Origin of the sequence: Amycolatopsis sp. NPDC051128, from assembly GCF_040682715.1 — a bacterium.
Taxonomy (GTDB): domain Bacteria; phylum Actinomycetota; class Actinomycetes; order Mycobacteriales; family Pseudonocardiaceae; genus Amycolatopsis.
In genome coordinates, this window is the sequence record NZ_JBFBBN010000004.1 from 133517 (window position 1) to 160198 (window position 26682).

The following is a 26682-nucleotide window of genomic DNA, read 5'->3' on the forward strand; positions in this document are numbered from 1 at the left end:
GAATCGTGGAGCCTGTTCGCGAACACGGGAGAAGGAGTGTCATGGGAAAGGTCACGGCCACCGCGGAGCGCACGATCGACGCCCCGGCTGACAAGGTGCGCGCGCTCGTCGCCGACTACGCCGACACGCGCCCGAAGCTGCTCACCGAGCACTACCGCGACTACGAGGTGACCGAGGGCGGCGTCGGCGCCGGGACGAAGGCCGGCTGGAAGCTGCAGGCGACCTCCAAGCGCGTGCGCGACGTCAAGGCCACGGTCACCGAGCCGAAGCCCGGCACCCTGGTCGAGACCGACGCGAACTCCAGCATGGTCACCACCTGGACCGTCACCGAGGCGGGCGAGCGCAGTGTCGTGAAGATCGAGACGACCTGGGACGGTGCGGGCGGTGTCGGCGGCTTCTTCGAGAAGACGTTCGCGCCCGGTGGTCTCAAGAAGATCTACGACGGCGTGCTCGCGAACTTGGCGGAGATCGTGTGACGAGTCACAATCGGAATGTGCGCCCCGTTTAGTCGGTTGTCCCGGAGGGAAGCCGGGGCGCTTGCCCCGCTTGAAGTCGACCTAGGAGTTCCACGGTGAACGCACCCACTCAGGCAACCGAGATCCGGCTCGCTTCGCGCCCGCACGGTGTCCCCACGCACGAAAACTTCGCCATCGTGGACACCGAGATCCCCAGCCCGGGCGAAGGCCAGATCCTGGTGCGCAACCTCGTCATGAGCGTCGACCCCGCGATGCGCGGCCGCATGCGCGACGTGAAGTCGTACGCGCCGCCGTTCCAGGTCGGCGAGGTCATGAGCGGCGGGGCGGTCGGCGAGGTCGTCGAGTCGAACATCGACGACGTGAAGCCGGGTGAACACGTGCTGCACCAGTCCGGCTGGCGCACGCACGCCGTGCTGGACGCCAAGCACTACGTCAAGGTCGACGCCGACGCCGCGCCGCTGTCGACGTACCTCGGCGTGCTCGGCATGCCGGGCCTGACCGCGTACGCGGGCCTGCTGGAGTCGGCCGAGTTCAAGCCGGGCGACACGGTATTCGTCTCCGGCGCGGCCGGCGCCGTCGGCTCGCTGGTCGGCCAGCTCGCGAAGCTGAAGGGCGCCAAGCGCGTCATCGGCTCGGCGGGGTCGCCGGAGAAGGTCCGGCACCTGATCGACGACCTCGGCTTCGACGCCGCCTTCAACTACAAGGACGGCCCGGTCGCCGAGCAGCTCCACGCCGCGGCGCCCGAGGGCATCGACGTCTACTTCGACAACGTCGGCGGTGAGCACCTCGAAGCGGCGATCGACGCGATCACCCTGCACGGCCGGATCGCCGTCTGCGGGATGATCTCCCTGTACAACGCCACCGAGGCGACCCCGGCGCCGCGCAACCTCTCGCAGATCATCGCCAAGCGGATCACCATCCGCGGCCTGCTGGTGCTCGACCACTGGGGTCTGCAGCCGCAGTTCGTCAAGGAGGTCGCGCCGCTGGTGGCGTCCGGCCGGATCAAGTACTCGGAGACCTTCGTGGACGGCATCCGGAACGCGCCCGAGGCGTTCCTCGGCCTGCTGTCCGGAGCCAACACCGGCAAGATGCTCGTCCGTATCGCCGACTAGAGCAGTTCGGCCAGCTCCGGCAGGGTCGACGCGGTGTACGTGGGCGCGGGCGAGCCGGGCAGCGGGCGGACGCCGGGGCGGGTTAGCAACGCCGTCCGCAGGCCGGCCGCTTGGGCGCCCGCGATGTCCCAGTCGTGCGCGGCGATCATCACCGCGTCGCCCGGCTCGAGCGAATACGCGTCCAGGACCTGGTGGTACGGCTCGGGCGCCGGCTTGAGCCTGCCGACCTGCTCGGCCGAAAAGATCCGGTCGAACTGCGTCGCCAGGCCCGCGTTCAGCAGCTGTGCCTCGGCCGTGGCGAGCGGTGAGTTCGTCAGCGCGACGACGTCGTGGCCGGCCTCGCGCAGCTTCGCGAGGCCGGCTTCGACGTCCGGGTGGGCCGGGAGCGAGCGCAGCCCCGCACCGATCGCGGCGACGTCCACCGGTTCCCGTCCGTGCCGGGCCGCGACCTCGGCGGCGGCTTGGCCCGCGATGCCCGCGAAGTCGCGGTAGCCGCCGGAAGCCGTGACCGTCAGCGCCGTGTGGATCACCAGGTCGAACCATTCGCGCCGCAGCGCGGCGCCGCCCATCGTGGCGTCCAGTGCCGCCAGGTCGAGCAGGGTCTCGTTGACGTCGAACACGCACAGCATGCGGACTCCGAAGGTTCGAAGTTTCTCGTACCTGCCCAAAGGTACGACAGCTGCCGTACCATGTCCAGCATGCCCGGAGAACTGCCGATCCCGGCGATGGCCGACGTCGACCTCGGCACGGTGCTGTCCGCGCTCGCCGACCCGCACCGCCGCGCCGTGGTCCTGGACCTGGTGAGCGGGGACGGCGCCGAGCGTGCCTGCTCGTCGTTCCCGCTGCCGATCGCCAAGTCGACGCGGACGCACCACTGGCGTGTGCTGCGCGAGGCCGGCCTGGTCCGCCAGCGCGACGCGGGTAACGGCACCTTCGTCCGCCTTCGCCGCGACGAGTTCGACGCGCGCTTCCCCGGTCTGCTCGACGTCGTCACCGACATCAGCACTGTCGAGATCAGTACTGCTGGTTCAGCGCCCGCTCGTTGAGCTCCGCGTCCAGGTCCGCCGCCGAGATCGGCAGCGAGATCTGGTCGCGCAGGATCGTGCCCAGCGACGGCAGTGCCGAGCGCTCCGGCCAGGTTTCCGGCTGCCACAGCGAGGACCGCAGGAACGCCTTCGCGCAGTGCATGTACAGCTCTTCGACCTCGACGACCACCGCGAGCTTCGGCCGCTTTCCGCGCACCACGAGGTCGTCGAAGAACGGCGCGTCCGACACCAGCTTCGCGCGCCCGTTGACCCGCAGGGTCTCGTTCATGCCCGGCACCAGGAACAACAACCCGGCGTGCGGGTTGTCGACGATGTTGCGGAAGCTGTCGACCAGCTTGTTGCCCGGCCGGTCCGCGAGCACCAGCGTCCGCTCGTCGAGCACCAGCACCGAGCCCGCCGGGTCGCCGCGCGGTGAGACGTCGCAGCTGCCGTCCGGCGCCGACGTCGCGAGCAGCACGAACGGCGAGTGCGCGATGAGGTTCCGCGCGTGCTTGTCGATGCGGTCGATGACCTTCTTCTGCGTCCGCTCGGCGACCTCGCCGATCACCTCGCGCAGCGCCTCGTGGGAGTCGATGATCGCCATGTCGTCAACTTAGCTCCCCCCACCGACAATCCCCCCACCGATAATCCGCCCCACGATGGCGGCGCGCGCGGCCTCCGCGGATTTGCGCACCACCAGGTCCGCCGAATAGCCGTGCTTGCCGAAGACGCCGTCGAGGTGGAACGTGCCGTAGCCGTGTGCCTGGGTGAACAGCTGCTCCATCAGCTCCAGCGCCGTCGCCGGGTCGGGGGCGACCGCCAGGCAGCGCAGCAGGAACTCGTCGGTCAGCCGCCGGGTCTGCTCGTGGAGACCGGTGTGCCGCGGGCCGTGGAGACCCTCGGCGTAGATGACGTTCATCCCGGCCCGGCGCTCGATCAGGTAGCGCGTGTACGCGCCCGCCGCCGCGGCCAGGGCGTCCACCGGGTCTTCGTGTTCGCCGGCCGCCGAGGCGACGCGGTCGGCCAGCTGGCAGGCGATGTTGCCCGCCACCTCGGCCAGGAGGCTCTCCCGGGAGGCGAAATGCCGGTAGGGCGCGCCGGGGCTGACCTTCGCCCGCCTGGCGACCTCCGCGACCGAGAAGCCTTCGAAGCCCTGTTCGGCGATCAGGTCCAGGGAGATGTGCACGAGCTCGCCGCGGAGGTCGCCGTGGTGGTACTTGCCGCCCATGACCTGGCTCACATCTTTCGTCCGGAATATGTAAGACCCCTCTTACGTCGTCCATGTAAGAGGCCTCTTACGAAGACCCACAGTACTTGAACTCGGAGGGTTCCATGAGCACGACCACGCACGCCATCGCCGCCCCGGCACCGGGCGCGCCGCTCGCGCCGACCACGATCGAGCGCCGTGACCTGCGCCCGGACGACGTGCTGATCGACATCGCGTTCGCCGGCATCTGCCACAGCGACATCCACCAGGCCCAGGAAGACTGGGGCCAGGCCATCTTCCCGATGGTGCCCGGGCACGAGATCGCCGGCGTCGTCGCCGCGGTCGGTCCGGCCGTCACGAAGTACCAGGTCGGTGACCGCGTCGGCGTCGGCTGCATGGTCGACTCCTGTGGCGAGTGCGAGTACTGCCGCGCCGGCACCGAGCAGTTCTGCGTCAAGGGCAACATCCAGACGTACAACGGCGTCGGCTTCGACGGCGAGAACACCTACGGCGGCTACAGCAGGCAGATCGTCGTCAAGGACGCCTTCGTCTGCGGCATCCCGGAAGGCATCGACCTCGACGTCGCCGCGCCGCTGCTGTGCGCGGGCATCACCACCTACTCGCCGCTGCGCCACTGGGGTGCCGGCCCCGGCAAGAAGGTCGCCGTGATCGGCCTCGGCGGCCTCGGGCACATGGGCGTCAAGATCGCCGCCGCCATGGGCGCCGAGGTGACGGTCCTCAGCCAGAGCCTCAAGAAGCAGGAGGACGGCCTCAAGCTCGGCGCATCCGAGTACTACGCGACCAGCGACGAGGCCACGTTCGACGTCCTCAGGGGCAAGTTCGACATCATCCTCAACACCGTGTCGGCGAAGCTGCCGGTGGACGCCTACCTCTCGCTGCTGCGGGTCGGCGGCGCGATGGTCAACGTCGGCGCGCCCGGCGAACCGCTGTCGTACAACGCGTTCTCGCTCCTCGGCGGCAACAAGGTGCTGGCCGGCTCGATGATCGGCGGCATCGCCGAGACGCAGGAAATGCTGGACTTCTGCGCCGAGCACGGCATCGGCGCGGAGATCGAGACGATCTCGGCCGACCAGGTCAACGCGGCCTACGAGCGCGTCCAGAACTCGGACGTGCGCTACCGGTTCGTCATCGACACGGCGACCATCGGCGCGTGACGCCGCGGGTGCACGGCAGCCTGTCGGTCAGAAGACCACTGTCCGGTTGCCGTGCACCAGGACGCGGTTCTCCAGGTGCCAGCGCAGTCCCTTGGCCAGCGTCACCTTCTCGATGTCGCGGCCCTTGCGGACCATGTCCTCGACCGAGTCGCCGTGGTCCACGCGGATGACGTCCTGTTCGATGATCGGGCCCGCGTCGAGATCGGCCGTCACGTAGTGGCAGGTCGCGCCGACCAGCTTCACCCCGCGCGTGTGCGCCTGGTGGTACGGCTTCGCGCCGATGAACGACGGCAGGAAGCTGTGGTGGATGTTGATCGCCCGCCCCGCCCATTCGCGGCACAGGTCGGCGGGCAGGATCTGCATGAACCGGGCCAGCACCACCGCGTGCGGCTCGTGCTCGTCGACCAGCTTCCGGACCTGCTCGAACGCCTCCGCCTTACCGTCCGCCGGGAACGGCACGTGGTGGAACGGGATGCCGTGCGCGCGGGTGATGTCGGCGAGCGAGTCGTGGTTGCCGATCACGGCCGCGATGTCGACGTCGAGCTCCCCGGAGGCGACGCGGCCGAGCAGGTCGTACAGGCAGTGCCCGGCCTTCGACACCAGAATCACCGCTCGCCGTCGCTCGCCGGTGTCGCTCACCTGCCAGCTCGAGTCCGCGGACAGGTCCGCGGCCACCTCGGCGAACCGGGACCGCAGTCCGGCGGCGTCGAACGGCAGTGAGTCGGCCCGGACCACCTGGCGGGTGAAGAACCAGCCCGTGTCGGGGTCGGTGTGATAGGCCGCCTCGACGATCCAGCCGCCGTGCTCGGCGAGGAAGCCGGAGATCCGGGCGATGATGCCGGTGCGGTCGGGGCAGCCGAAGGTGATGACGTAGCGGCGTTCGGGAGCTGTCACGCCGAGCATTGTCCCTTGCGCTGGTCAGGGCGCCGCGAGCGGTGCGAGATCACCCGTGACGGCCGCCCGGTGCGGACGGCCCCACAGCGCGCGGTAGACGTCGTCGGCGGCGCCGGAGACCTCGGCGCCGGGTCCGCCGATGGTCCACGCGCGCTCCGGCGTCGTGACGCGCACGTCGGCTTTCTTGCCCAGGCGTGGGGCCAGGTACGTCAGGAACTCGTCGACGCCGTCGTTCGCGAACTCGGGGGAGAAGCGCGTCGGCGGGACCTCGTCGAGCGCTGATTCGGCGTCGAGGCGGTGGATCGCGGTCTCGTGGGCCATCCGCCGCGTCCAGTCGCCGACCGTCGCGGCGAAACCCGGGTACGGCGAGAAAGCCGGGGTTTCCGGGGCACGGCCCAGTGCTTCGCGCAGGGCCAGGCGCTGGCCGTCCCACCAACCGAGGATGTCGGTCCAGGCCTCCGGTGGTGCCGGCTTCGCGGGCCGGTTCATCGCCAGGCCGACGGCGAAGCAGTGCACGAACGCGATGTGCGTCACCAGCTCATGGACAGTCCACTTCGGACAGTGCGGGACCGGGGCCGCCGGACCGGCCGCCAGCGCCGCCCGTTTCAGCCCGTCCGCGTGGACGTCGATCGCCTCCAGGAACTCCATGCGCCGACCGTATCCGCCGGACGGCTTCGCTCGCGACGACCATGCGGCGGTCAGGCCGGGGCGACCGCCGCCCAGGGCACGGACAGCTCGCCCAGCCGCACCCGCGACGGCGGGCCGAGCACCGGCCACCCGCGCGAAACCAGCAGCCGCACCGTTTCCCGCCACCGCGAGCGGACCCCGAACGCCTGGTGCGGCGCCGCCGTCGCCCAGCAGGCGTCCAACGCGGACAAGAACGCGTGGACCCGCTCGCCCGGGACGTTCCGGTGGATCAGCGCCTTCGGCAGCCGCTCGGCCACCGTCGACGGCTTCTCCAGACCCGCCAGCCGCATCGAGAGCGTCAACGAGACCGGTCCGGACGCCGCCACCAGCACCCACGTCGACAGCCGGCCGATTTCGTCGCACGTGCCCTCGACCAGCAGGCCGCCGGGCGGCATCGCGTCCAGCATCAGCGCCCACGCGCCCGCGACCTCGTCCTCCGCGTACTGCCGGAGCACGTTGAACGCCCGCACCAGCACCGGCCGCGTCCCGGCCAGCTCGAACCCGCCACGGCGGAACTCGAGCCACGGCGGCGAAGCGGCGGGCTGGGCGAAGGCCACCCGGGCGGCGTCCAGCTCCAGGCCCAGCACCCGGGCGTCCGGCCGGACCCGGCGCAGCCACCGCGCCAGTTCGACCGTCGTCACCGGGGAGGCGCCGTACCCGAGGTCGATGACGAGAGGATCGGTGGCCGAGCGCAGCAGCCGGGTGGTGACCGGCGCCGACGCGATCCACCGGTCGACCCGGCGCAGGCGGTTCGGGTTGGTCGTGCCGCGGGTCGGCGCGCCGACCGGACTCAGGCGGCTTCGGCCAGCCACTTTGCGGTGAATTCGGCTTCGTGCTCCAGCAGCTTCGTGACCTGCTCGGCGATCACGCTCTCCAGCTTCCCGCCGAACAGCGGGATCCGGACGGTGACTTCGCCGCTGATCCGCAGCACGGTCTTGCCGCCGTTGGCCAGCAGCGCCGTCCGCGCGACGATCTCGCCCGGGACGCCGCCGACCTCGACCGACGCCTGGCCCTGCCGGCCGGTGCCGTCGTTGCTCACGCGCCAGGTCTGCGTGCGGGTCACCAGCAGGTCGCCCTTGTGCAGGGTCCGGACGGCCGACGGCAGCTTGTCCGCGCTGATTCCCTGCCGCAGCTCGTACCGCAGGTCCGTGCCGGCCACCTCGTACGACAGCAGGGCCGCGCCGTGCCCGCCGAGTTCCTCGAGCTGCGCTCGCAGGGCGTCTTCACCGGCGACCGCCGCGTACGTCGCGGGGACGTCGGCGAAGAACTCAGCACGGTGCTCGATCCGGGATCCCATGCGCCGGACAGTACCGTCAGACGCGTGAACCCCGGCCGAACTCCCGCACTCCCGACCCTCTCCGCGTACACCACGCTGCGCCTCGGCGGTCCGGCTCGCCGGTTCGTCAGCGCCGTGACCAGCGAAGACCTGGTCGCGGCCGTCCGCGAGGCGGACGCGGCGGGCGAACCGGCGCTGCTGCTCGGCGGGGGCTCCAACCTGGTGGTCGCCGACGCGGGGTTCGACGGCACGCTCGTCGAGGTGGCGAACACGGGGTGGCGGCGAGAAGGTGACGTCGTCGAGGCCGAAGCCGGGCAGAACTGGGACGCGCTGGTCGCCGCGCTGGTCGAGGCCGGACTGGGCGGGCTCGAATGCCTCTCGGGCATCCCGGGCAGCGTCGGCGCGACGCCGATCCAGAACGTCGGCGCGTACGGCTGCGAGGTCGCGGAGTCGATCGTCTCGCTGGAGCTGTACGACCGCGTGACGCGCGAAGTGCGCACGCTCAAGGCCGACGACCTCGGCTTCGCCTATCGCACCAGCATCCTCAAGGGCACGGACACGGGCGTCGTGCTCTCGGTCCGCTTCGAAATCCGCGAGGACGGCCTGTCCGCGCCCATCCGCTACGCCGAGCTCGCGCGGACGCTCGGCGTCGAGATCGGGGCCCGCGTCCCGGCGGCCGAAGCGCGCGAAGCCGTGCTCAAGCTGCGCCGCGGCAAGGGCATGGTGCTCGACCCGGACGACCACGACACGTGGAGCGCGGGCTCGTTCTTCACCAACCCGATCGTCCCGTCGGCCGAGGCGGAAGCGGTCCTGACGCGCATCACCGGCACGGTGGGCACCGAGGTCCCGCAGTACCCGGCCGAAGGGGGCGTCAAGCTGTCGGCGGCCTGGCTGATCGAGCGCGCCGGCTTCGCCAAGGGCCACCCCGGGCCAGGCCACCGCGTCTCGTTGTCGACGAAGCACACCCTGGCGCTGACCAACCGCGGCGACGCGACGACGGAGGACCTGCTCGCGCTGGCCCGCGAAGTCCGCGACGGCGTGTACGAGCGGTTCGGCGTCCGGTTGCACCCCGAACCACTGCTGATCAACTGCGTGATTTGAGCCGAACCGGGCAACCTGTACGTGTGGAGGACGTCTTGTCGACAAAGGCGTCGCCACCTGATCGGATGGTCTTGACCTTCCGGCAGGTAACGTCGGACGCACGGCCGGCGCTAAGAGCGTGTGCCCGCTGGCCGGCGGGGGAATTCGGGAGGTATCGGTGATCGAACGGCGTACGGTGTTCAAGGCCGCTCTGGCGGCTGGTGCCGCACTGGTCGCCGCCGCGTGCTCGAGCCAGAACGACGGCACGGCGCTGCCCACCGGCGCGGCGGGGGCCGACGGCCAGGGTGGCGCTCCGCCGGTGGCGAAGATCACAGCCGAGCCCGCCGCCGACGCCAAGGACGTCGCGGTGCTGAAGCCCGCCGTGCTCAAGGTCGCCGACGGCAAGCTCACCGAGTGCAAGCTGACTGCCGAGGGTGGCAAGGACGTCAAGGGCGATCTCTCGCCCGACGGCCTCACCTGGACCAGCTCCGAGCCGCTCGGCTACGGCAAGACCTACACCTACTCGGCCAAGGCCACCGGCAGCGACGGCAAGCCGGTCGAGTTCACCGGCAAGTTCTCCACGATCGCCCCGGCGACGCAGGTCCGCGCCACGCTCAACCCGGCCGACAACCAGACGGTCGGCGTGGCCATGCCGATCAGCGTCAAGTTCGCGTCGCCGGTGAAGAACCGCGCGGCGGTCGAGAAGGCCTTGTCCGTGAAGACGGACAAGGACGTCGAGGGCGCGTGGGGCTGGCTGTCCGACAAGCAGGTCGACTACCGGCCGAAGGAGTACTGGCCGCAGAACATCACCGTGAACGTCGAGGCGAAGCTCTACGGCGTCGACCTGGGCGGCGGCGCGTATGGGAAGGCTGACGTCACCACGAAGTTCAAGATCGGCCGCAACCAGGTGGTCAAGGTCAACACCCCGGATCACCAGATGCGCGTCTACCGCGGCGGGTCGCAGGTCAAGAGCTATCCGTGCGCCAACGGGCTGGACGCCGAGGCCGAGCGCAACACCCCGAACGGCACCTACATCGTCATGAGCAAGGAGCCGACGGCGGTGTTCGACAACGCCCGCTACGGCTACACGAACGTCAACAAGAAGTGGGCCTGCCGCTTCTCCAACCACGGCGAGTACATCCACGAGAACCAGGACAACGCGGCCAACATCGGGAAGACCAACAACTCCCACGGCTGCGTCAACCTCCTCGAAGCCGACGCCAAGGACTACTTCGACTCCGCGATGATCGGCGACCCGGTCGAGATCACCGGTTCGAAGCTGTCGCCGCCGATGAACTCGGACGTCAAGGACTGGAATTTCGACTGGAAGACCTGGCAGTCGATGGGCGCGAAGTAGCCCGTGCGCACCGAAGTCGTCGGGCACGGCGGGGTCCGGCTCGGCCTGCGGGTCGAGGGCGTCGAGAACAGCAGGCCGATCGTGTTCGTGCACGGCTGGGCGCAGTCGGCCGGGTGCTGGGCGGCGCAGCTCGCCGACCCCGCCCTGACCGACCGGTTCCGGCTGGTCGCGGTGGACCTGCGCGGTCACGGCTCCTCCGACGTCCCGGCGTCGGGGTACGACGACCCGCGGGTCTGGGCCGACGATCTCGCCGCGGTGCTCGACTTCGCCGGGCCGGACGCGATCGTCGTCGCCTGGTCGTACGGCGGCCTGGTGCTGACCGACCACATCCGGGTGCACGGCACCGCACGGCTGCGCGGTCTGGTGCTCGTCGGGGCCGTCACCGAGATCGGCCGCGACCGGCCGGGCGGGCGCGTCGGCCCGCTGATGCGCGAGCACATGCGGGCGATGCTTTCGGACGATCCGGACATCGCGGTCCCGGCGCTCACCGCGTTCACCCGCGGGATGAACGCGAGGCCGGTGCCCGGCGCCCAGGCCCAAGCCCTGCTCGGCGCTTCTCTCAGCGTGCCCCCTTCGGTCCGCGCGGCCCTGTTCCGCCGGGACGTCGGCAGTGAAGGGGTCCTGGTCACGGTCGACAAACCCACCCTGGTCGTGCACGGCTCGCACGACCGCGTGATCGACGCCGCTGCGGCGAAGCACGCCATCGGGAAGATTCCGGGTGCCACCGGGCGTTGGTTCGTTGGCGGGGGGCATGCGCCCTTCGCCGAGTCCGCGGCCGAGTTCGACGCGGTGCTCCGGCAGTTCGCCGAGGAATGCTGAATTACGCGGGAGACGACCAGGTGACCAGCTCCATCCGGAGGTTCCGGGCTGTGCCGCGCCGGATCGCGGTGCTCTCCGTGCACACCTCGCCGCTCGAGCAGCCGGGGACCGGCGACGCCGGCGGGATGAACGTGTACATCAGCCAGACGGCGACCGAGATGGCCCGCCGCGGCGTCGAGGTCGAGGTGTTCACCCGCGCGACCGCGTCCGACCAGCCGCCGGTGGCCGAACTGGCGCCCGGCGTGACCGTGCGGCACGTGCAGGCCGGGCCGTTCGAGCCGCTGGGCCGCGACGAGCTGCCCGCCCAGCTGTGCGCGTTCACCTCCGGCGTGCTGCGGACCGAGGCCTTCCACGAGCCCGGCCACTACGACCTCATCCACTCGCACTACTGGCTGTCGGGCCAGGTCGGCTGGCTCGCCCGCGACCGGTGGTCGGTCCCGCTGGTGCACACCGCGCACACGCTGGCGAAGGTGAAGAACGCCGCGCTCGCTTCAGGGGACAAGCCCGAGCCGCGCACCCGCGTGATCGGCGAGGAGCAGGTGGTCGCCGAGGCCGACCGGCTGGTCGCCAACACCGCGGTCGAGGCGCGCCAGCTCATCGACCTCTACGACGCCGAGCCGGACGCGGTGCACGCCGTGCCGCCGGGCGTCGACCTCGAACGCTTCACCCCCGGCCCGAAGGACGTGGCCCGGCGCGAACTCGGCCTGGCCGACGACGACGTCGTGCTGGCCTTCGCCGGCCGGATCCAGCCGCTGAAGGCGCCGGACGTGCTGCTGCACGCGGCGGCGGCCCTCCTGCGCCGCCGCCCCGAGCTGGCGCCGAAGCTGGTCGTGCTGATCGTCGGCGGGCCGTCCGGCACCGGGCTGGAGCAGCCGCAGGCCCTGCGCGAGCTCGCCGTCTCCCTCGGCATCGAGCGGCAGGTTCGCTTCCTCCCTCCGCAGCCGGGCGAGGCGCTCGCCGGAGTCTTCCGCGCCGCCGACGTCGTCGCGGTGCCCAGCTACAACGAGTCGTTCGGCCTGGTCGCCCTGGAGGCGCAGGCCTGCGGGACGCCGGTGGTCGCGGCCGAGGTCGGCGGCCTGCCGGTGGCGGTGCCGCACGGCGTCTCCGGGCTGCTGGTGCCGGGGCACGGCGCCGAGGAGTGGGCGGACGCGCTGGCCGCGGTCGCGCTGCGCCCCGACCGGCGCGCCGAGCTCGGCGCCAACGCCGTCGTGCACGCGCGGCGGTTCTCCTGGCGCCGCACGACGGACGCGCTGCTCGACATTTATGCTCAGGCCACCAGTGCGTTCACCCACGCGCTGGACCTGCGCGCGGAGGTGGCGGTGTGAGCCTGGACGAGCTGATCCGGTCTACTTTGGACTCCGCGGAGCTGAAGTACGACAGGCGCGGCCCGGGCAAGTACTTCGTCACGTTGCCGGGGGCGAAGAAGCTGCAGACGAACGCGTGGCTGGTGGACGGCGACCACGCCTTCTCCGTGGAGGCCTTCGTCTGTCGCCGTCCCGATGAGTCCCATGAGGACGTTTACCGATTCTTGTTGCAGCGCAACGCCAAGCTCTACGGCGTCCACTACACAGTGGACAGTCTCGGTGACATCTACCTCGTCGGCCGGTTCGGCAGGGAAACGATGAACGCCGACGAGCTCGACAAGGTGCTCGGCCAAGTGCTGGAAGCCGCCGACGGCGACTTCAACACGCTGCTGGAGATCGGCTTCGCGACGTCCATCAAGCGCGAGTGGGACTGGCGCGTCTCCCGCGGCGAGTCGCTGGCCAACCTGCAGGCGTTCAAGCATCTCGTCGCACCCGAGAAGCCGCACGAACCGGGCTTGACCGAGTCGTGACCCTGGCCGTGCAACGGCCCTGAACCGGACATCCGTCTCACCGCCAGACGAAACTGGAGGGAGACGCAGGATGCGGACTCGATGGAGAGCCGTGCTCGCGGCCGCGGCCGCGGCGTTCGTGCTGGCCGGCTGCTCGGCGGCCGACAGCGGGAAATCGGCCACGGCGGACAGTGCCGGCTCCGGCCAGGTGCCGGCCGCCCCGCGGCAGGGCGCCGGCGACGCCGGGAAGACGGAGCAGGGCAAGGGGGTGGCGCAGGTGACGCCGCCGCAGGCCGGCGCCACCAACCGCAAACTCTCGCGCAGCGCCCGGCTCGAACTGACCGCCACCAAGGTCGTCGACGTCGTCGCGCAGGCACGCGGGATCGCGCAGGGTGCCGGGGGCTACACCGGGCAGGAGAGCACCGGCGAGGAGCTGGCGACGCTCAGCCTCGCCGTGCCGGCGGACAAGCTCGACGGCGTGCTCGACCAGCTCTCGCACCTGGGCACGAGCCTGGTGAAGCGGGAACTGAACACCCAGGACGTCACCGAGCAGGTCGTCGACGTCGAAGCGCGGCTGGCGACGCAGCGCGCGTCGGTCGAGCGGATCCGCGCGTTGCTCGCGAGGGCGGCTTCGGTGTCCGAGATCGCTTCGGTCGAGAGTGAGCTGACGAGCCGCGAGTCGGCGCTCGAGTCGCTCGAACAGCAGCGGAACTCCCTCGCGGGCAGTGTCGCGATGGCGACCGTGGCGATGAGCATCCGGAGCGTGGCCGCGCCCGCGCCCCCGGAAGCCGACCACAGTGGCTTCCTCGGCGGGCTGGCCGGCGGCTGGGACGCGTTCCTCGTCTTCGGCGGCGGCCTGTTGACGGTGCTGGGCGCGATCGCGCCGTTCCTGCTGATCGTCGGGCCGCTCGCGTGGCTCGGCTGGTGGCTGAACCGCCGTCGCCGGACCGTGAAGCCGGAGCCCACCGAGGTGTGAAGCGGGCAGGCGGGACGGCTCGAGGGAGGGGGGAGTCGCGATCTCGAGCCGCCCCGCTGAAGTTCCCGCCGATCAGGACCCGGTGACGAGGGGGGTGCCAACGGGGCCGGGCGGGCCGCGGCTCGGCAGGGGGGAGACGAGCCGCGGTCAAAGCCCGAATCCGGCCGGGGAGTGCGTGGAATCCGGCCGCTCGGGACCTAGTCAACCTGTCAGATCTCGACCTGTAATCACAAGACTACTCACTAGTCTGTTCGAGTGAAATTCGCGAACGACGATAACGATGCGCAGTCAGGTTCGGGGATTTTGCGCGTAGTTGGCGCTCGGACTTGTCAAAGAGTGAGGCGTTACTTGCGGGTAACGCACTTTGTGTAGGACCGCGGGTCACCGGTGAGCTGACCGGCCCGTTCTGGCAGGCTGTGGGGCATGGCCGAGATTGGGACGTTGGTGCTGCTGCGGCACGGGCAGAGCACGTGGAACGCGGAAAACCTGTTCACCGGCTGGGTGGACGTACCGCTTTCGGAGCAGGGTGAAGGCGAAGCCCGCCAAGGCGGTCAGTTGCTGGCCGGCGCGGGGCTGCTGCCGGACGTGGTGCACACCTCGCTGCTGCGCCGCGCGATCTCCACCGCGAACATCGCGCTGGACGCGGCCGACCGGCACTGGATCCCGGTGAAGCGCGACTGGCGCCTCAACGAGCGCCACTACGGCGCGCTGCAGGGCAAGGACAAGAAGCAGACCCTCGCCGAGTTCGGCGAGGAGCAGTTCATGCTCTGGCGCCGTTCGTACGACACCCCGCCGCCGGCGATCGACCCGAAGGACCAGTGGAGCCAGGCGGACGACGCCCGCTACGCGAACCTCGGCGGCGACGCGCCGCTGACCGAGTGCCTCAAGGACGTCGTCGAGCGGCTGCTGCCGTACTGGGAGTCCGAGATCGTGCCGGACCTGCGTGCCGGCAAGACGGTGCTGGTCGCCGCGCACGGCAACTCGCTGCGCGCGCTGGTCAAGCACCTCGACGGGATCTCCGACGCCGACATCGCCGGCCTGAACATCCCGACCGGCATCCCGCTGCGCTACGACCTCACCGAGGACCTCAAGCCGGTGAAGCCGGGCGGCGAGTACCTCGACCCCGAGGCCGCCAAGGAAGCCGCCGCCGCGGTCGCCAACCAGGGCCGCTGACGCCAAGTCCGTGAATGTCGCATTGAGGGACTCCAAGTCCCTCGATGCGACATTCACGGCTTCTCGCGACCCCGCGACGGTCAGGGCGGCGGTCGCCTTCCAACGCGGGCAGGATCCGCTTCACAGCAGGCCGGCCTCCCGGGCGCGGGCTCCGGCCTGGAACCGGGAAGACGCGCCGAGGAACTCCATCAGCTCCGCCACCCGGCGCCGGTAGGTCCGCAGGCCGACGCCGAGGGCGCGGGCCGCCGTCTCGTCCTTGCAGCCGGACGCGAGCTGCTCCAGGATCTCCCGGGCACCCAGCTCGGCGAACCGGGCCTGGTAGGACTCCAGGTCGGTGGCGCCGTGCCAAGCCGCTTCGAACAGCGACTGGATGCCCTGGACCAGCTCCGGGCTGCTGACCACCGTGTAGCCGCGGACACCCCCGACGTGGTCGCCCGCCAGGATCGCGATCCGGCGGTCGAGCAGGATCGTCTCGTTGATCTCGCGCTCGGTGATCCGGATCCGCGCGCCGTTCGCCGCCATGAACCGCAGGTGTTCGGCGAGCGCGGGGTCGAACACCACACCCGGCAGGTAGATCTTGCGCACGGTGATCCCGCGCACCGACTGCTCGCGCTCGGGCGCCGTCGGGTGCGCCACCGACCACGTGTGCAGGTCGCGGGCCGCGCAAGAGATCTCCGTCGCCGCGGCGAACAGGTGCGCGGTTCGCTCGAAGAGCTCGGCCTCGCCCCGCACCATGACGACGTCGGTCACCTTCTCCACGCATTCCAGTGTGGCAGCAAAATGCCAAAACCGGCGCCGCCCGAGCCGCGTCGGAAGGCTGGCGGCATGACCACGACGAACACCCTCCCCGCCGCCGCGGCCGGCACCTGGAAGCTCGGCTCCTTCGAAGTCAACCGGCTCGGCTACGGCGCCATGCGCCTCATGTCCACCACGGACGGCGGCATCCGCGACCGCGAGACGTCGATCGCCGTCCTGCGCCGCGCCGTCGAGCTCGGCGTCAACCACATCGACACCGCCGCGTTCTACTTCTTCGGTCCGCGCTCGGCGAACGAGCTGATCAACCGGGCCCTCGCGCCGTACGGCGACGACCTGGTGATCACCACCAAGGTCGGTCCCGGCCGCGACTTCGAAGGCGCCTTCCACACGGCCCGGCCGGACCAGCTGCGCGCCCAGGTCGAGGAGAACCTGCGCCAGCTGGGCCTCGACCACCTCGACGTCGTCAACTACCGGATCGGCCAGGCCCTCGACCGCGGCACCGGGTCCCTGGCCGAAGGCTTCGGCGCGCTCGCCGAGCTACGCGAAGCCGGAATGATCCGCGAGCTGGGCATCTCCAACATCGGCCCGGAGCACCTCACCGAAGCCCTCGCCATCGCGCCGGTCGTCTGCGTCCAGAACCAGTACGGCCTGACCGCCCGCCGGGAGGACGACGAACTGGTCCGGCTCTGCGCCGAGCACGGCATCGCCTTCGTGCCGTTCTTCGCCGTGGCGAGCGGCTCGGCGGAGGAGACGCGGGTCGCCGAGGTCGCGCGCCGGCACGACGCCACCCCGGCGCAGGTCCGGCTGGCGTGGACCCTGCACCAGGGCCCGCACGTGCTCGCCATCCCCGGCACGGGAGATCTCGCGCACCTCGAGCAGAACGTCGCCGCGGCGACGTTGGAGCTCACCGAAGGGGACCTGAAAACACTCGACGGAGCCGCGTGATTCACCCGGAAGGTCTCGCTCGGGAATCGGCCGGGTGAACTGCGGCTGACCCCCCGGCGAACATGTCCTCCCCAGGTGTCGCGGTGCTCACGACAAGGCGGACAACGCTAGGCCGAAGGGCCACATCACGGCTTACGATCGGCCTTGTGACCACGCCTGTTTCACTCGCACTGGCCATCGGAGCTCTGGTGGCCGGTGCGGTGGCCGGCTACCTCGTCGCGCGGGCGCGGACCCGGCGGGAAGAGGCCCGGCCGCCGGGCCCGACCGTCGCGGAGCTCCTCGACCGGCTGGTCCGCTCCTCGCACAACGGTGTCGTCGTGCTCAACAAGTTCGGCGACATGGTCCTGCACAACCCGCGCGCCTACGAGCTGGGCCTGGTCAAGGTCAACCAGGCCGACTCGCGGGCCCGCAAGGCCGCCGAACAGGTCGCCGAGACCGACGAGCCGATGGAGATCGACCTTTCGCCCCTGGAGGCGCGCGGCCGCCAGCCGGAAGCGGTCCTCGGCCAGGTCCGGCCGCTCGGCGACGGCTTCACCGTCGTCGAGGCCGTCGACCACTCCGAGGCCATCCGGCTGGAGGCCGTGCGCCGCGACTTCGTCGCCAACGTCAGCCACGAGCTCAAGACCCCGGTCGGCGCGATCGCGCTGCTCACCGAGGCCGTGCTCGACGCCGCCGAGGACGTCGAAGAGGTCCGCCGCTTCGGCGGCAAGATCCTGCGCGAGTCCACCCGGCTCGGCCAGCTCGTCACCGAGCTGATCGCGCTGTCGCGGCTGCAGGGCGCCGAGCGGCTGCCCGACCTCAACGTCGTCGAGGTCGACGCGGTCGTCCGCGAGGCGCTCGGCCGCACCACGCTGTCGGCCGAGTCCGCCGACATCGCCATCACCACCGACGCGGCCAGCGGCCTGCTCGTCGAGGGCGACCGCACGCTGCTGGTCACCGCGCTGTCGAACCTGCTGGAGAACGCCGTCGCGTACTCGCCGGCCGGCAGCCCAGTGTCGATCTCGCGCAGGCTGGCCGACGGGATGATCGAGATCGCCGTCACCGACCGCGGCATCGGCATCGCCGAGGACGAGCAGCAGCGCGTCTTCGAGCGCTTCTACCGCGCCGACAAGGCCCGCTCCCGCGCCACCGGCGGCACCGGCCTCGGCCTGGCGATCGTCAAGCACGTCGCGGCCAACCACGGCGGCTCGGTCGGGCTGTGGAGCCGTCCCGGCACCGGCTCGACCTTCACCCTGCGCATCCCCGCGCACGTCCGGACCGACCCCGCGCCCGAACCGGCGTGGACGGCCGGGACGCAGACCTCGCCGGCACCGCGGCAGGAGAAGACCCCCGAGCGCACCCGGCTCGTGGTTACCGGGCAGGACAGCCCAGATCATGGAGGAAACCTGTGACCAGGGTTCTCATCGTCGAGGACGAGGAGTCGTTCGCCGACCCCCTCGCCTTCCTGCTGCGCAAGGAAGGGTTCACCGCGGCCGTGGCCGGCACCGGCCAGGCGGCGCTGGAGGAGTTCGACCGCAACGGCGCCGACATCGTGCTGCTCGACCTCATGCTGCCCGGGATGAGCGGCACCGACGTCTGCAAGCAGCTGCGCCAGCGCTCGGCCGTGCCGGTGATCATGGTGACCGCGCGTGACAGCGAGATCGACAAGGTCGTCGGCCTGGAACTCGGCGCGGACGACTACGTCACCAAGCCGTACTCGGCGCGGGAGCTCATCGCGCGGGTCCGCGCGGTGCTGCGCCGCGGCGGCGAGCCCGGCTCGGACGGCGAGCTGGCCCCGCTGGTGCTCTCGGCCGGCCCGGTCCGGATGGACGTCGAGCGGCATGTCGTGACCGTCGGCGGCGGCGAGGTCTCGCTCCCGCTCAAGGAGTTCGACCTGCTCGAGTACCTGCTCCGCAACGTGGGCCGGGTGCTCACCCGCGGCCAGCTCATCGACCGGGTGTGGGGCGCGGACTACGTCGGCGACACCAAGACGCTCGACGTCCACGTGAAGCGGCTGCGTTCGAAGATCGAGCCGGACCCGGGTTCGCCCCGGCACCTCGTGACGGTTCGTGGCCTCGGCTACAAGTTCGAGTCGTAACCCCACCCCAAGGCGTCACTTTCGTAGGGAAAGTGATCCGGAGACACCCTCTCCGCGTCACTTTCGCTATGAAAGTGACGTCTTGGCCGGACCGAGTGTTGTTGGTTACAAGTTCGAGACCTGACGCTGAGGCCGGTACGCTGGACCCCCGTGCGCCTAGGGGTACTCGACGTCGGTTCCAACACCGTCCACCTGCTCGTGGTCGACGCCCACCGTGGCGCCCACCCGACGCCGATGCATTCCGAAAAGTCCGTGCTCCGCCTGGCCGAGCAGATCACCCGTGGCGGCGACCTCAGCAAGGCCGGGGCCGACGAGCTGGTGCGGGCCGTCGTGTCGGCGAAGGAGGCGGCCGCCCGGCTCGGCTGCGAAGACGTGATGGCCTTCGCCACCTCCGCGGTCCGCGAAGCGAAGAACTCGGCGAAGGTGCTTGCCCGGGTGGCCGAAGAAACCGGCGTCGACCTGCAGGTCCTGTCCGGTGTCGATGAGGCCCGGCTGACCTTCCTCGCCGTCCGCCGCTGGTACGGCTGGTCGGCGGGCCGGCTGCTGGTGCTCGACATCGGCGGCGGCTCCCTCGAGGTCGCGATGGGCCACGACGAGGAGCCGGTGCTCGCCGAATCCCTGCCGCTGGGCGCCGGCCGCACCACGCGCACCCGCTTCCGGCACGACCCGCCGACGCGCTCGGAGCTCGTCGCGACATCGGCGTGGCTCGACGACCAGCTCACCGAGCTGGCGCGGAAGGTCACCAAGGTGGGTGATCCCGATCGTGTCGTGGCGACGTCGAAGACGTTCCGCTCCCTCGCCCGGCTGACCGGCGCCGCCCCCTCGGCGGCGGGCCCGCGCGTGCGACGTACGCTCACGGACACCGCATTGCGCCAGCTCCTGGCCTTCATCTCGCGGATGCCGTCGGCGGATCTGGCGCAGCTCGAAGGCGTCAGCTCGAGCCGAGCGCACCAGCTGGTGGCGGGCGCGCTCGTCGCGCAGGCCACGATGCGGGCCCTCGGATTGCCCGAACTCGAGATCTGCCCGTGGGCTCTGCGAGAGGGTGTCATCCTGCGGCGGCTGGACCATTCCAACGGCGAGGATGAGACTGGAGCCGCCCTCGTGGGGCGCTTCGGCGCACAGGAGGACCGGTGAAAGCACACGACTGGACTTCCCGGACGACAGTGTTTTCCCTAAAAGCACGGGCACGGTGAAGAGGAGATGGACATGCAAAGGTCGGCGTACAGCGCGCGCGGTGCCGCCGGTGTGCCGTCGGGGACCGCTTCGCCCGGTGCCGACGGTGACTTCCCGGTGCGCGCAGAGGATTACCAGGCATGACGGACCAGACCGGAGGCGACCAGCCGCAGAAGACCGTGGCTGAGCTGCTCGCCCAGCACGGTGCCCAGGTCGACGGCGTTCGCCGCCGGCGGCGGCGCGCGGCCGACGACGACGAACCCGCCACCCCCGAAGCTGCCACCGGCACGCACCGGCGGCCGGGCGTGAGCGACACCGGCCCGCAGGCGATCATCGACCGGGTGGCCGCCGAGGGCACGGCGCCGCCGCCCCCGTCGGCACCCACCGCCCGGCCCGCCGGACGGCGCCGCGCCGAGCCGCCGCCCGCGCCCCGCGCGGTTCCTCAGGACTCCCAGCCGCTGCCGCGCCAGGCGCCGCAGGACTCCCAGCCGCTGCCGCGGCCGGTGCCGCCGCCCCCGGCGCGGCCCGCGCCCGGTGGGCCCGAGTCCGGCCAGTACGCGCGCCCGGCGCCGCAGGAGTCGGGCCAGTTCGCCCGGCCGGCGCCGCCGGAGTCCGGGCAGTTCAAGCGTCCGCCGGAGTCGGCGCAGCTGCCGGTGCCGCCGCGGCCGCCGGACTCGGCCCAGCTGCCGGTGCCGCCGCGGGCCGCGCCCCGGCGTCAGCCGCCGCCCCAGCCGTCGCAGCAGCTGCCGACCCCGCCGCCGGCGGCCGAGGAGACCCGCGGGGCCGTCCCGCCGGTCCGGCGCCGCCCGGCGCCGCCGCAACCGTCACAGCAGCTTCCGGTTCCGCCGCCGCAGCCGTCGCAGCAGCTGCCGACGCCCCCGCCGCCCGCCGCGCCGCTGTCGGCCCGGCTCGACGGCCTCAACGGCACCCCGGACGCCGACATCGACGTGCCGCCGGGCCCGATGGCCAGCGGGTCCTTCGCGACGCCGCCGGCCGCACCCGGCCGCCCGCGCCGCGCTCCGTCGCGCCGCCCGGAGCCGAAGCCCGAGGCGCACACAGAGCAGTTCTCCGCGGTCAGCGACGAAGAGCCCCCGCCGCCCGCCGCGACGTCGAAGAAGTCGAAGAAGCCCGAGTCGCCGGCGGGGCTGGCGAACTGGCGCAAGCGACGGCAGAAGGAGCAGCTGGAGGACACCGAGATCGGCGTCATGCCGGCGGTGCCCACCGAAACCCCGGACGACGGCTACCCCGAGGACGACTTCGAGCCGGACGATTTCGCGCCGGAGAGCAGCGGCTACCAGGCCGCCTACGACGCGGGGCCGCCGACCGGCGCGTACCCGCCGCCGATGCCGTTCGCGCCCGCTGGCGCGCGGACCCCCGCGCCGGACGACCTCGAGCCCTACGAGCGCGAGTTCGCCGACGGCTACCCGGCGGACGGCCCGGACTTCGAGCAGGACGACTACGCCTACGAGCAGGGCGATGGCTACGAAGACGACGAGTACGACGACGTGCCGGAGCCGGCCGCCGAGCCGGCGGTGGCGGCTTCGCCCGGCAAGCAGTGGCTGGCGCTGGCCGGTCAGCTGGCGATGGGCGTCGTCGGCGGCGCCGGCGTCTGGCTCGGCTTCAACTGGCTGTGGGTGAACCTCCCGGCCGCCGCGCTGGTCGCGGCGCTGCTGGTGGTCGTCGCGCTGGTCTGGATCGTGCGGAAGATCCGCCGCGCCGAGGACCTGCAGACGACCGTGCTGGCGGTGCTGGTCGGCCTGGTGGTGACGGTGTCCCCGGCGGCCTTGCTGCTCGTCGGCCGCTGACGCGCTCGCGCGGCCGCTGCCGCCCGGGGTGAGGTGATCCGCGTCCCCCTACCGGCCCGGTGGCTCCGCGCACCCTCGGTGACGAGGCAGGATGGCGCGCGTGACAGACGAGAACCCGGTGCCGGTCGGCCTGAGCACGGCGTCGGTGTGGCCCCTCAAGGCCGGGGCCGCCTTCGAACTGGCCGCCGAGCTCGGCTACGACGGCGTCGAGGTGATGGTCTGGGCCGACCCGGTCAGCCAGGACATCACGGCGCTGCGGCGCTGGTCGCGCCGCACCGGGGTGCCGGTGCTGTCCGTGCACTCGCCGTCACTGTTGATCACCCAGCGGATCTGGTCGCCGGACCCCGTCGTGCGGCTGCGGATGTCCGTCGACGCCGCGCACGAGCTCGGCGCGCGCACCGTCGTGGTGCACCCGCCGTTCCGCTGGCAACGCCGGTACGGCGACGCCTTCGGTGATCTCGTCGACGAGCTGGAGGAGTCCAGCGGGATCGAAATCGCCGTCGAGAACATGTTCAAGGTCCGGCCGCCCGGCGGTTCGAAGAATTCGCGAGTCTCCGCGTTCCGGCCGTCGATCGACCCGACCGACGTCGGTTTCCGGCACTACACGCTCGACCTGTCCCACACGGCGGCGGCCCGGATGGACGCGCTGGCGCTCGCGCAGCGGATGGGCGAGGGCCTCACCCACCTCCATCTGGCCGACGGCACGGGCGTCCCGAAGGACGAACACCTGGTGCCCGGCCGGGGCGGCCAGCCGTGCGCCGAACTGCTCGAGAAGCTGGTCAGCGGCGGTTTCGCCGGGCAGATCGTGCTGGAGATCAACACCCGGCACGCCGTCAACGCGGCCGAGCGCGTCCGCGACCTCGCGGAGGCATTGCTGTTCGCGCGATTCCATCTCGGGCAATAGGCGCGCACTTTCCGGCCGGACACGACTACTCCCGCCTCCATTTCCCCCGGTCGAACACGTAAAGTTCCGGCTGTGAACCCGTTGCGCTCGTTGATCTCCGCCGATCCCGGTCATTATCCGAATTCCCCGATCGGGACGGGTACGGACGGGGCCGCGCGTTCGTGAGCGGATCGGACGGCACCGCCGTGTCCTTCGACACGGCGAGTGTGGCGCGGTCGCTGGGGGACGGCACCTTCACCGCGGTGCTGCGTGCGGAATGGGCCGTCGGCTCCCACCCGCACGGGGGTTTCCTGCTGGCCCTGCTGGCCAAGGCGGCGATCGCCGCCCTGCACGAGCGCGGGGAGCCGCACGCCGAGCCCCTCGTCGTCAGCGCGGAGTTCCTGCACGCGCCCGCGCTCGGCCCGGTGCTGCTGCGCACGGACGTCCGCAAGGTCGGGCGCCGGGCGACGGTCGTGGAGGTCCGGCTGGAGCAGCGCGGCCGCAGCTGCGTCGAGGCCAGGGTGACGACCGGGCGGCTGCCCATGCGACGCCCGGAGTGGACGGACGTGCCGTCGATGCCCGCCGAACCGTCGCCCGGCGCGCTCACCATGGCCGAGAGCACCGAAGGCCCGTTCAACCTGGCCAAGGGCTGCGACGTCCGGCTCGACCCGGCGACCGCGGGCTACCTGGCCGGGCGCACCGGCGAGCCGCCGCGGATGCGGCTGTGGGTCCGGCCGCGGCACGGCCTGGTCGACCCCTACTTCACGCTCCTCGCCTCCGACGTCAACCCGCCGGTGGTGATGAACCTCGGCCGGATCGGCTGGGCGCCCACGGTGCAGCTGACGGCGTTGCTGCGCACCCGCCCGGCCCCGGGCTGGCTGCGGGTCATCGTCGAATCCCGGTCGGTGCACGAGGCGTGGTTCGACTCCGACGCCACGGTCGTCGACGCGCAGGGCAGGCTGGTGTGCCAGGCCCGGCAGCTCGGGCTCGCCCCGGCACCGGGCGGCTGAGCGGCGTTTGGCACGCTTGACGCCATGACGGTCATCGCGGTGCTGGGTGCGGGCAAGATCGGCGAAGCGTTGCTTTCGGGGCTGCTGCACGGCGGCCACCAGCCGGGCGACCTCCTGTTCACCGAGCGGTACGCGGCGCGCGTCGAGGAGCTGACGACGCGTTACGGCGTCCGCGGCGTCGAGGTCGAGGAAGCGGCGAAGCGCGCCGACGTGCTGGTGGTGGCGGTGAAGCCGCAGGACATCGAGCCGGTGCTCGACGAGCTGGCGCCGCTGCTCGGGCCGTCGTCGCTCGTGGTGTCGCTGTGCGCGGGGCTGCCGACGTCGCTGTACGAGCGGCGGCTCGCTTCGGGGGTGCCCGTGGTGCGGGTCATGCCGAACACGCCGATGCTGGTCAACGAGGCCATGAGCGCCATCTCGGCGGGGCGATACGCGACCGCCGAGCACCTGGCGGTGGTGCGGGACCTGCTGTCCCACGTCGGCCGGGTCGTCGAGGTGCCGGAGGGGCAGCAGGACGCCGTCACGGCGTTGTCGGGATCCGGCCCGGCGTACTTCTTCTACCTGGTCGAGGCGATGATCGACGCCGGGATCCTGCTGGGCCTGCCGCGGGTGCTGGCCGGGCAGCTGATCATCCAGTCGGCCGTCGGCGCGGCGAAGATGCTCGCCGAGTCGGACGAGCACCCGGTGCTGCTGCGCGAGGCCGTGACGTCGCCGGCCGGGACGACCATCAACGCGATCCGCGAGCTGGAGAAGCATGGGGTCCGCGCGGCGATGCTGGCCGCCATCGAGGCGGCGCGGGACCGGTCCGTGGAGCTGGGCAAGGCCCACGAAGAGGACTAGGCCCTCGGCCTGGTGCTGGTGCCGCGGCTGCCGCTCGAGCCGAGCCCCTCCAGGTGGCTCCCGGATTCGCCGGAAAGGGCGATCGCGGCGGTCTTGCACGAGCGAGTTCCTGTGCGTTAGCGCTGGTAGGGGCCCATCTCGGTGACAGGCGTCGCATTAGTCCCACCAGTCCCGCTACTCTCGATAGAGCACGTGCGTGTCGATACCACAGGTGGGGAAGCCTCGTGGCGCGACACGTGTCGAAGGACGCGGTAAACATGTCGCCGAACAAGAAGGAGGACCTGCCCGCCGTCGGGCAAGTCCAGTTCCTGACAGTCGCCGAAGTGGCCACGCTGATGCGGGTCTCCAAGATGACCGTCTATCGTCTCGTCCACTCGGGTGAGCTACCCGCCGTCAGAGTCGGGAAGTCTTTCCGGGTGCCGGAGAAAGCAGTGCACGAGTATCTGCAGGGTGCCTACTACGACGTGGGCTGAACACCCCGGAGCTCCGGGCCGGGGGCTCCGCAACCCGGATCCCCCGAAAGGCCTGCTGAACCGGTCGCCGGGCACGCCGTGGCCAGCGGTGCGCAGTGCTCGCACAGTGCTACAGCGTGCCCCCCGACCGGCCCGCGAAGGGTCACGGGTAACCTAAAAGACCGCTCGTGCCTGTGCGCTCCACCCGTTGGACGCTGCGCCGGGCAGCGTGACCGACGACGACCTAAGGAGCGCCCATGGGCTCTGTGATCAAGAAGCGCCGCAAGCGCATGTCGAAGAAGAAGCACCGCAAGCTGCTGCGCCGCACGCGAGTGCAGCGCCGGAAGGCCGGCAAGTAAGTCTGCTTGTCCAAGCAAGCCGTGCGTAGTCGTGGCCCGTCCAGTCTCTGGGCGGGCCACGTCCATGTGGTGGGCCGGCTCCCCCCGTTCGAGTGAGGCGTTCGTCGCTTTCCGGGGAACAGCGGTTAATAGCACGTAAGACATCCCGGAGCTACCACTGAAGAGCGGTAACATCTCAAGGGCGTCCGCGCGATGCTTCCAGTGAGTGCAGGTTCGCGCAGCTCGGGTGATCGTCCACCCCACACGCCCTACGCCACAGGGAGTCGTATGCCGTCGAACATCGTGCTCGTCACCGGGGTCGCCGGGGAACTGGGCGGGAAACTGCTCGCCAGGCTGGGCAACAATCCCGATTTCGAACGCGTCATCGGCGTCGACACGGTCCCGCCGGACAAGACGGTGCTGCAACGCATGGGCCACGCGGAGTTCGTCCGCGCGGACATCCGGAACCCGCTGATCGCCAAGGTCATCAGCACCGCCAAGGTCGACACGGTGGTGCACGCGTCCTGCACCGCGCACCCGGCCGGGCCGGGCCGCCGCACGGCGATCAAGGAAGTCAACGTCATCGGCACGATGCGGCTGCTCGCGGCCTGCCAGCGGTCCCCGCTGGTGCGCAAGCTGGTGGTCAAGTCGACCGCGGCGGTCTACGGCGCCGACGCCCGCTCGCAGGCGGTGTTCACCGAGGACTCCGAGCTCATCCCGACGTCGACCAGCGGATACGCGAAGGACGCCGTCGAGATGGAGGGGTACGTGCGCGGTCTGATGCGCCGCCGCCCCGACATCACCACGACGCTGTTCCGGTTCGCGAACATCATCGGGCCGTCGACCGACACCGTCCTTTCCCGCTACTTCGCGCTGCCGGTGGTGCCGACGGTCTTCGGCTACGACGCGCGCATCCAGCTGCTCCATTCGTCCGACGCCCTGGCCGTGCTGGAACGCGCGACCCTGAACGACAAGCCCGGCGTCTTTAACGTCGGCTCGGAAGGGGTACTCACCCTTTCGCAGGCGATCCGGCGAGCCGGCCGGGTCGAGCTGCCGATGCCGCGGAGCGTGGTGCCGTCGGTGGGGAAGGTCCTGCGCGGTGCCCGCGTGGTCGACTTCTCCGCCGACCAGGTCCGGCTGTTGAACTTCGGCCGGGTCGTCGACATCACCAAGCTGAAGCACGACTTCGGGTACACCCCACGGTGGACCACGCGCGAGGCGTTCGACGACTACATCGTCGGACGCGGGCTCCGGCCGGTGCTCGACGGCGGCAAGCTGGCGGGCCTGGCCGGCAAGGTGCTCGTCGCCGCGGCGACCGGGCAGAGCCGGTGACCAG

General features: G+C 71.2%; 30 protein-coding genes. 22 read left to right on the forward strand and 8 right to left on the reverse strand.

What is annotated here, in order from left to right; all coding sequences use genetic code 11:
• Positions 1-41: 41 nt before the first annotated feature.
• Positions 42-476, forward strand: a complete 435-nt coding sequence (locus AB0M82_RS06450) for an SRPBCC family protein (RefSeq protein ID WP_364718213.1) — start codon at positions 42-44, stop codon at positions 474-476.
• 95 nt (positions 477-571) lie between these two features.
• Positions 572-1588 carry an NADP-dependent oxidoreductase gene (locus tag AB0M82_RS06455; protein ID WP_364718215.1) on the forward strand — a complete coding sequence of 339 codons (1017 nt, stop codon included), beginning with the start codon at positions 572-574 and terminating at the stop codon, positions 1586-1588.
• Here the strand turns inward: AB0M82_RS06455 and AB0M82_RS06460 are convergent.
• Entirely contained in the window at positions 1585-2217 is a 633-nt protein-coding gene (locus AB0M82_RS06460; protein ID WP_364718216.1) for a haloacid dehalogenase type II, read from the reverse strand. The genes AB0M82_RS06455 and AB0M82_RS06460 overlap by 4 nt on opposite strands.
• 69 nt (positions 2218-2286) lie before the next feature.
• On the opposite strand from AB0M82_RS06460, the gene AB0M82_RS06465 reads away from it, so the two are divergent.
• Positions 2287-2634, forward strand: a complete 348-nt coding sequence (locus AB0M82_RS06465) for a helix-turn-helix transcriptional regulator (RefSeq protein ID WP_364718217.1) — start codon at positions 2287-2289, stop codon at positions 2632-2634.
• Here the strand turns inward: AB0M82_RS06465 and AB0M82_RS06470 are convergent.
• Positions 2603-3217 carry a pyridoxamine 5'-phosphate oxidase family protein gene (locus AB0M82_RS06470; protein ID WP_364718218.1) on the reverse strand — a complete coding sequence of 205 codons (615 nt, stop codon included), beginning with the start codon at positions 3215-3217 and terminating at the stop codon, positions 2603-2605. The genes AB0M82_RS06465 and AB0M82_RS06470 overlap by 32 nt on opposite strands.
• Positions 3218-3226: 9 nt before the next feature.
• Positions 3227-3853 (reverse strand): TetR/AcrR family transcriptional regulator, encoded by a 627-nt coding sequence (locus tag AB0M82_RS06475; RefSeq protein ID WP_364718219.1) that lies wholly within the window; start codon positions 3851-3853, stop codon positions 3227-3229.
• Positions 3854-3945: 92 nt separating this feature from the next.
• Between AB0M82_RS06475 and AB0M82_RS06480 the strand changes: the two genes are divergently transcribed.
• Positions 3946-4995 (forward strand): NAD(P)-dependent alcohol dehydrogenase, encoded by a 1050-nt coding sequence (locus tag AB0M82_RS06480; RefSeq protein ID WP_364718221.1) that lies wholly within the window; start codon positions 3946-3948, stop codon positions 4993-4995.
• A gap of 27 nt (positions 4996-5022) precedes the next feature.
• Here AB0M82_RS06480 and purU read toward each other — a convergent pair whose 3' ends face one another.
• The 4 genes from purU to AB0M82_RS06500 are packed head-to-tail and all read right to left on the reverse strand — an operon-like array spanning position 5023 to position 7873.
• The gene (gene purU / locus AB0M82_RS06485) at positions 5023-5898 is read right to left on the reverse strand and encodes a formyltetrahydrofolate deformylase (RefSeq protein ID WP_364718223.1); all 876 of its coding nucleotides are present in this window, start codon (positions 5896-5898) and stop codon (positions 5023-5025) included.
• 15 nt (positions 5899-5913) lie between these two features.
• On the reverse strand, positions 5914-6537 hold the full coding sequence (locus AB0M82_RS06490) for a maleylpyruvate isomerase family mycothiol-dependent enzyme (protein WP_364718224.1): 624 nt from the start codon (positions 6535-6537) through the stop codon (positions 5914-5916).
• Between the two features lie 50 nt (positions 6538-6587).
• A complete protein-coding gene (locus tag AB0M82_RS06495) occupies positions 6588-7388 on the reverse strand; it encodes a class I SAM-dependent methyltransferase (protein WP_364718225.1) in 801 nt (266 codons plus the stop codon).
• The gene (locus AB0M82_RS06500; RefSeq protein ID WP_364718227.1) at positions 7367-7873 is read right to left on the reverse strand and encodes a DUF2505 domain-containing protein; all 507 of its coding nucleotides are present in this window, start codon (positions 7871-7873) and stop codon (positions 7367-7369) included. The genes AB0M82_RS06495 and AB0M82_RS06500 overlap by 22 nt, the downstream gene beginning before the upstream one ends.
• 24 nt (positions 7874-7897) lie before the next feature.
• Between AB0M82_RS06500 and AB0M82_RS06505 the strand changes: the two genes are divergently transcribed.
• From AB0M82_RS06505 to AB0M82_RS06535, 7 genes are all read left to right on the forward strand, one after another.
• Positions 7898-8953, forward strand: coding sequence for a UDP-N-acetylmuramate dehydrogenase (locus AB0M82_RS06505; RefSeq protein ID WP_364718228.1), 1056 nt, complete (start codon positions 7898-7900; stop codon positions 8951-8953).
• Between the two features lie 157 nt (positions 8954-9110).
• Positions 9111-10289 (forward strand): Ig-like domain-containing protein, encoded by a 1179-nt coding sequence (locus AB0M82_RS06510; RefSeq protein WP_364718229.1) that lies wholly within the window; start codon positions 9111-9113, stop codon positions 10287-10289.
• A gap of 3 nt (positions 10290-10292) precedes the next feature.
• Positions 10293-11108, forward strand: a complete 816-nt coding sequence (locus tag AB0M82_RS06515; protein WP_364718230.1) for an alpha/beta hydrolase — start codon at positions 10293-10295, stop codon at positions 11106-11108.
• A gap of 20 nt (positions 11109-11128) precedes the next feature.
• Positions 11129-12433: a D-inositol-3-phosphate glycosyltransferase gene (gene mshA / locus AB0M82_RS06520; RefSeq protein WP_364718232.1), complete on the forward strand. Its 1305-nt coding sequence runs from the start codon at positions 11129-11131 to the stop codon at positions 12431-12433.
• The gene (locus tag AB0M82_RS06525; protein ID WP_364718233.1) at positions 12430-12942 is read left to right on the forward strand and encodes a YbjN domain-containing protein; all 513 of its coding nucleotides are present in this window, start codon (positions 12430-12432) and stop codon (positions 12940-12942) included. Before mshA ends, AB0M82_RS06525 begins: the two co-directional genes overlap by 4 nt.
• A gap of 70 nt (positions 12943-13012) precedes the next feature.
• Positions 13013-13897, forward strand: coding sequence for a DUF4349 domain-containing protein (locus AB0M82_RS06530; protein ID WP_364718235.1), 885 nt, complete (start codon positions 13013-13015; stop codon positions 13895-13897).
• 423 nt (positions 13898-14320) lie between these two features.
• Complete coding sequence (locus AB0M82_RS06535) at positions 14321-15070, forward strand: phosphoglyceromutase (protein WP_364718237.1); 750 nt, start codon at positions 14321-14323, stop codon at positions 15068-15070.
• A 120-nt stretch (positions 15071-15190) separates the two neighbouring features.
• Here AB0M82_RS06535 and AB0M82_RS06540 read toward each other — a convergent pair whose 3' ends face one another.
• Positions 15191-15829, reverse strand: coding sequence for a DNA-binding response regulator (locus AB0M82_RS06540; RefSeq protein WP_364718238.1), 639 nt, complete (start codon positions 15827-15829; stop codon positions 15191-15193).
• A 66-nt stretch (positions 15830-15895) separates the two neighbouring features.
• On the opposite strand from AB0M82_RS06540, the gene AB0M82_RS06545 reads away from it, so the two are divergent.
• The 11 genes from AB0M82_RS06545 (at position 15896) to AB0M82_RS06595 (ending at position 26678) form a co-directional block, all read left to right on the forward strand.
• Positions 15896-16771, forward strand: coding sequence for an oxidoreductase (locus tag AB0M82_RS06545; RefSeq protein WP_364718240.1), 876 nt, complete (start codon positions 15896-15898; stop codon positions 16769-16771).
• Positions 16772-16917: 146 nt separating this feature from the next.
• Positions 16918-18162 (forward strand): ATP-binding protein, encoded by a 1245-nt coding sequence (locus AB0M82_RS06550; RefSeq protein ID WP_364718241.1) that lies wholly within the window; start codon positions 16918-16920, stop codon positions 18160-18162.
• Positions 18159-18848, forward strand: a complete 690-nt coding sequence (locus tag AB0M82_RS06555) for a response regulator transcription factor (protein WP_364718242.1) — start codon at positions 18159-18161, stop codon at positions 18846-18848. Before AB0M82_RS06550 ends, AB0M82_RS06555 begins: the two co-directional genes overlap by 4 nt.
• Before the next feature lie 150 nt (positions 18849-18998).
• Positions 18999-19982, forward strand: coding sequence for a Ppx/GppA phosphatase family protein (locus AB0M82_RS06560; protein ID WP_364718243.1), 984 nt, complete (start codon positions 18999-19001; stop codon positions 19980-19982).
• Positions 19983-20161: 179 nt separating this feature from the next.
• Positions 20162-21826 (forward strand): hypothetical protein, encoded by a 1665-nt coding sequence (locus AB0M82_RS06565; RefSeq protein WP_364718244.1) that lies wholly within the window; start codon positions 20162-20164, stop codon positions 21824-21826.
• A gap of 91 nt (positions 21827-21917) precedes the next feature.
• Positions 21918-22730 carry a sugar phosphate isomerase/epimerase family protein gene (locus tag AB0M82_RS06570; protein ID WP_364718246.1) on the forward strand — a complete coding sequence of 271 codons (813 nt, stop codon included), beginning with the start codon at positions 21918-21920 and terminating at the stop codon, positions 22728-22730.
• 161 nt (positions 22731-22891) lie between these two features.
• Positions 22892-23719, forward strand: coding sequence for a thioesterase family protein (locus AB0M82_RS06575; protein WP_364718247.1), 828 nt, complete (start codon positions 22892-22894; stop codon positions 23717-23719).
• A 24-nt stretch (positions 23720-23743) separates the two neighbouring features.
• Entirely contained in the window at positions 23744-24556 is an 813-nt protein-coding gene (gene proC / locus AB0M82_RS06580; RefSeq protein WP_364718248.1) for a pyrroline-5-carboxylate reductase, read from the forward strand.
• 257 nt (positions 24557-24813) lie between these two features.
• Entirely contained in the window at positions 24814-25029 is a 216-nt protein-coding gene (locus tag AB0M82_RS06585; protein ID WP_013222402.1) for a helix-turn-helix domain-containing protein, read from the forward strand.
• Positions 25030-25265: 236 nt separating this feature from the next.
• On the forward strand, positions 25266-25367 hold the full coding sequence (locus tag AB0M82_RS06590) for an AURKAIP1/COX24 domain-containing protein (protein ID WP_007030867.1): 102 nt from the start codon (positions 25266-25268) through the stop codon (positions 25365-25367).
• A 267-nt stretch (positions 25368-25634) separates the two neighbouring features.
• On the forward strand, positions 25635-26678 hold the full coding sequence (locus AB0M82_RS06595; RefSeq protein WP_364718250.1) for an NAD-dependent epimerase/dehydratase family protein: 1044 nt from the start codon (positions 25635-25637) through the stop codon (positions 26676-26678).
• Positions 26679-26682 lie beyond the last annotated feature (4 nt).

Excerpts from the sequence above, each read along its gene's own strand:
- AB0M82_RS06500 (WP_364718227.1), bottom strand. The coding sequence starts at position 7,873 with ATGGGATCCCGGATCGAGCACCGTGCTGAGTTCTTCGCCGACGTCCCC.
- AB0M82_RS06585 (WP_013222402.1), top strand. The coding sequence starts at position 24,814 with ATGTCGCCGAACAAGAAGGAGGACCTGCCCGCCGTCGGGCAAGTCCAG.
- AB0M82_RS06545 (WP_364718240.1), top strand. The coding sequence starts at position 15,896 with ATGACCACGACGAACACCCTCCCCGCCGCCGCGGCCGGCACCTGGAAG.
- AB0M82_RS06595 (WP_364718250.1), top strand. The coding sequence starts at position 25,635 with ATGCCGTCGAACATCGTGCTCGTCACCGGGGTCGCCGGGGAACTGGGC.
- AB0M82_RS06590 (WP_007030867.1), top strand. The coding sequence starts at position 25,266 with ATGGGCTCTGTGATCAAGAAGCGCCGCAAGCGCATGTCGAAGAAGAAG.
- AB0M82_RS06535 (WP_364718237.1), top strand. The coding sequence starts at position 14,321 with ATGGCCGAGATTGGGACGTTGGTGCTGCTGCGGCACGGGCAGAGCACG.
- proC (WP_364718248.1), top strand. The coding sequence starts at position 23,744 with ATGACGGTCATCGCGGTGCTGGGTGCGGGCAAGATCGGCGAAGCGTTG.
- AB0M82_RS06460 (WP_364718216.1), bottom strand. The coding sequence starts at position 2,217 with ATGCTGTGCGTGTTCGACGTCAACGAGACCCTGCTCGACCTGGCGGCA.
- AB0M82_RS06490 (WP_364718224.1), bottom strand. The coding sequence starts at position 6,537 with ATGGAGTTCCTGGAGGCGATCGACGTCCACGCGGACGGGCTGAAACGG.
- AB0M82_RS06570 (WP_364718246.1), top strand. The coding sequence starts at position 21,918 with ATGGCGCGCGTGACAGACGAGAACCCGGTGCCGGTCGGCCTGAGCACG.
- AB0M82_RS06450 (WP_364718213.1), top strand. The coding sequence starts at position 42 with ATGGGAAAGGTCACGGCCACCGCGGAGCGCACGATCGACGCCCCGGCT.
- AB0M82_RS06530 (WP_364718235.1), top strand. The coding sequence starts at position 13,013 with ATGCGGACTCGATGGAGAGCCGTGCTCGCGGCCGCGGCCGCGGCGTTC.
- AB0M82_RS06470 (WP_364718218.1), bottom strand. The coding sequence starts at position 3,217 with ATGGCGATCATCGACTCCCACGAGGCGCTGCGCGAGGTGATCGGCGAG.
- AB0M82_RS06465 (WP_364718217.1), top strand. The coding sequence starts at position 2,287 with ATGCCCGGAGAACTGCCGATCCCGGCGATGGCCGACGTCGACCTCGGC.
- AB0M82_RS06565 (WP_364718244.1), top strand. The coding sequence starts at position 20,162 with ATGACGGACCAGACCGGAGGCGACCAGCCGCAGAAGACCGTGGCTGAG.
- AB0M82_RS06480 (WP_364718221.1), top strand. The coding sequence starts at position 3,946 with ATGAGCACGACCACGCACGCCATCGCCGCCCCGGCACCGGGCGCGCCG.
- purU (WP_364718223.1), bottom strand. The coding sequence starts at position 5,898 with ATGCTCGGCGTGACAGCTCCCGAACGCCGCTACGTCATCACCTTCGGC.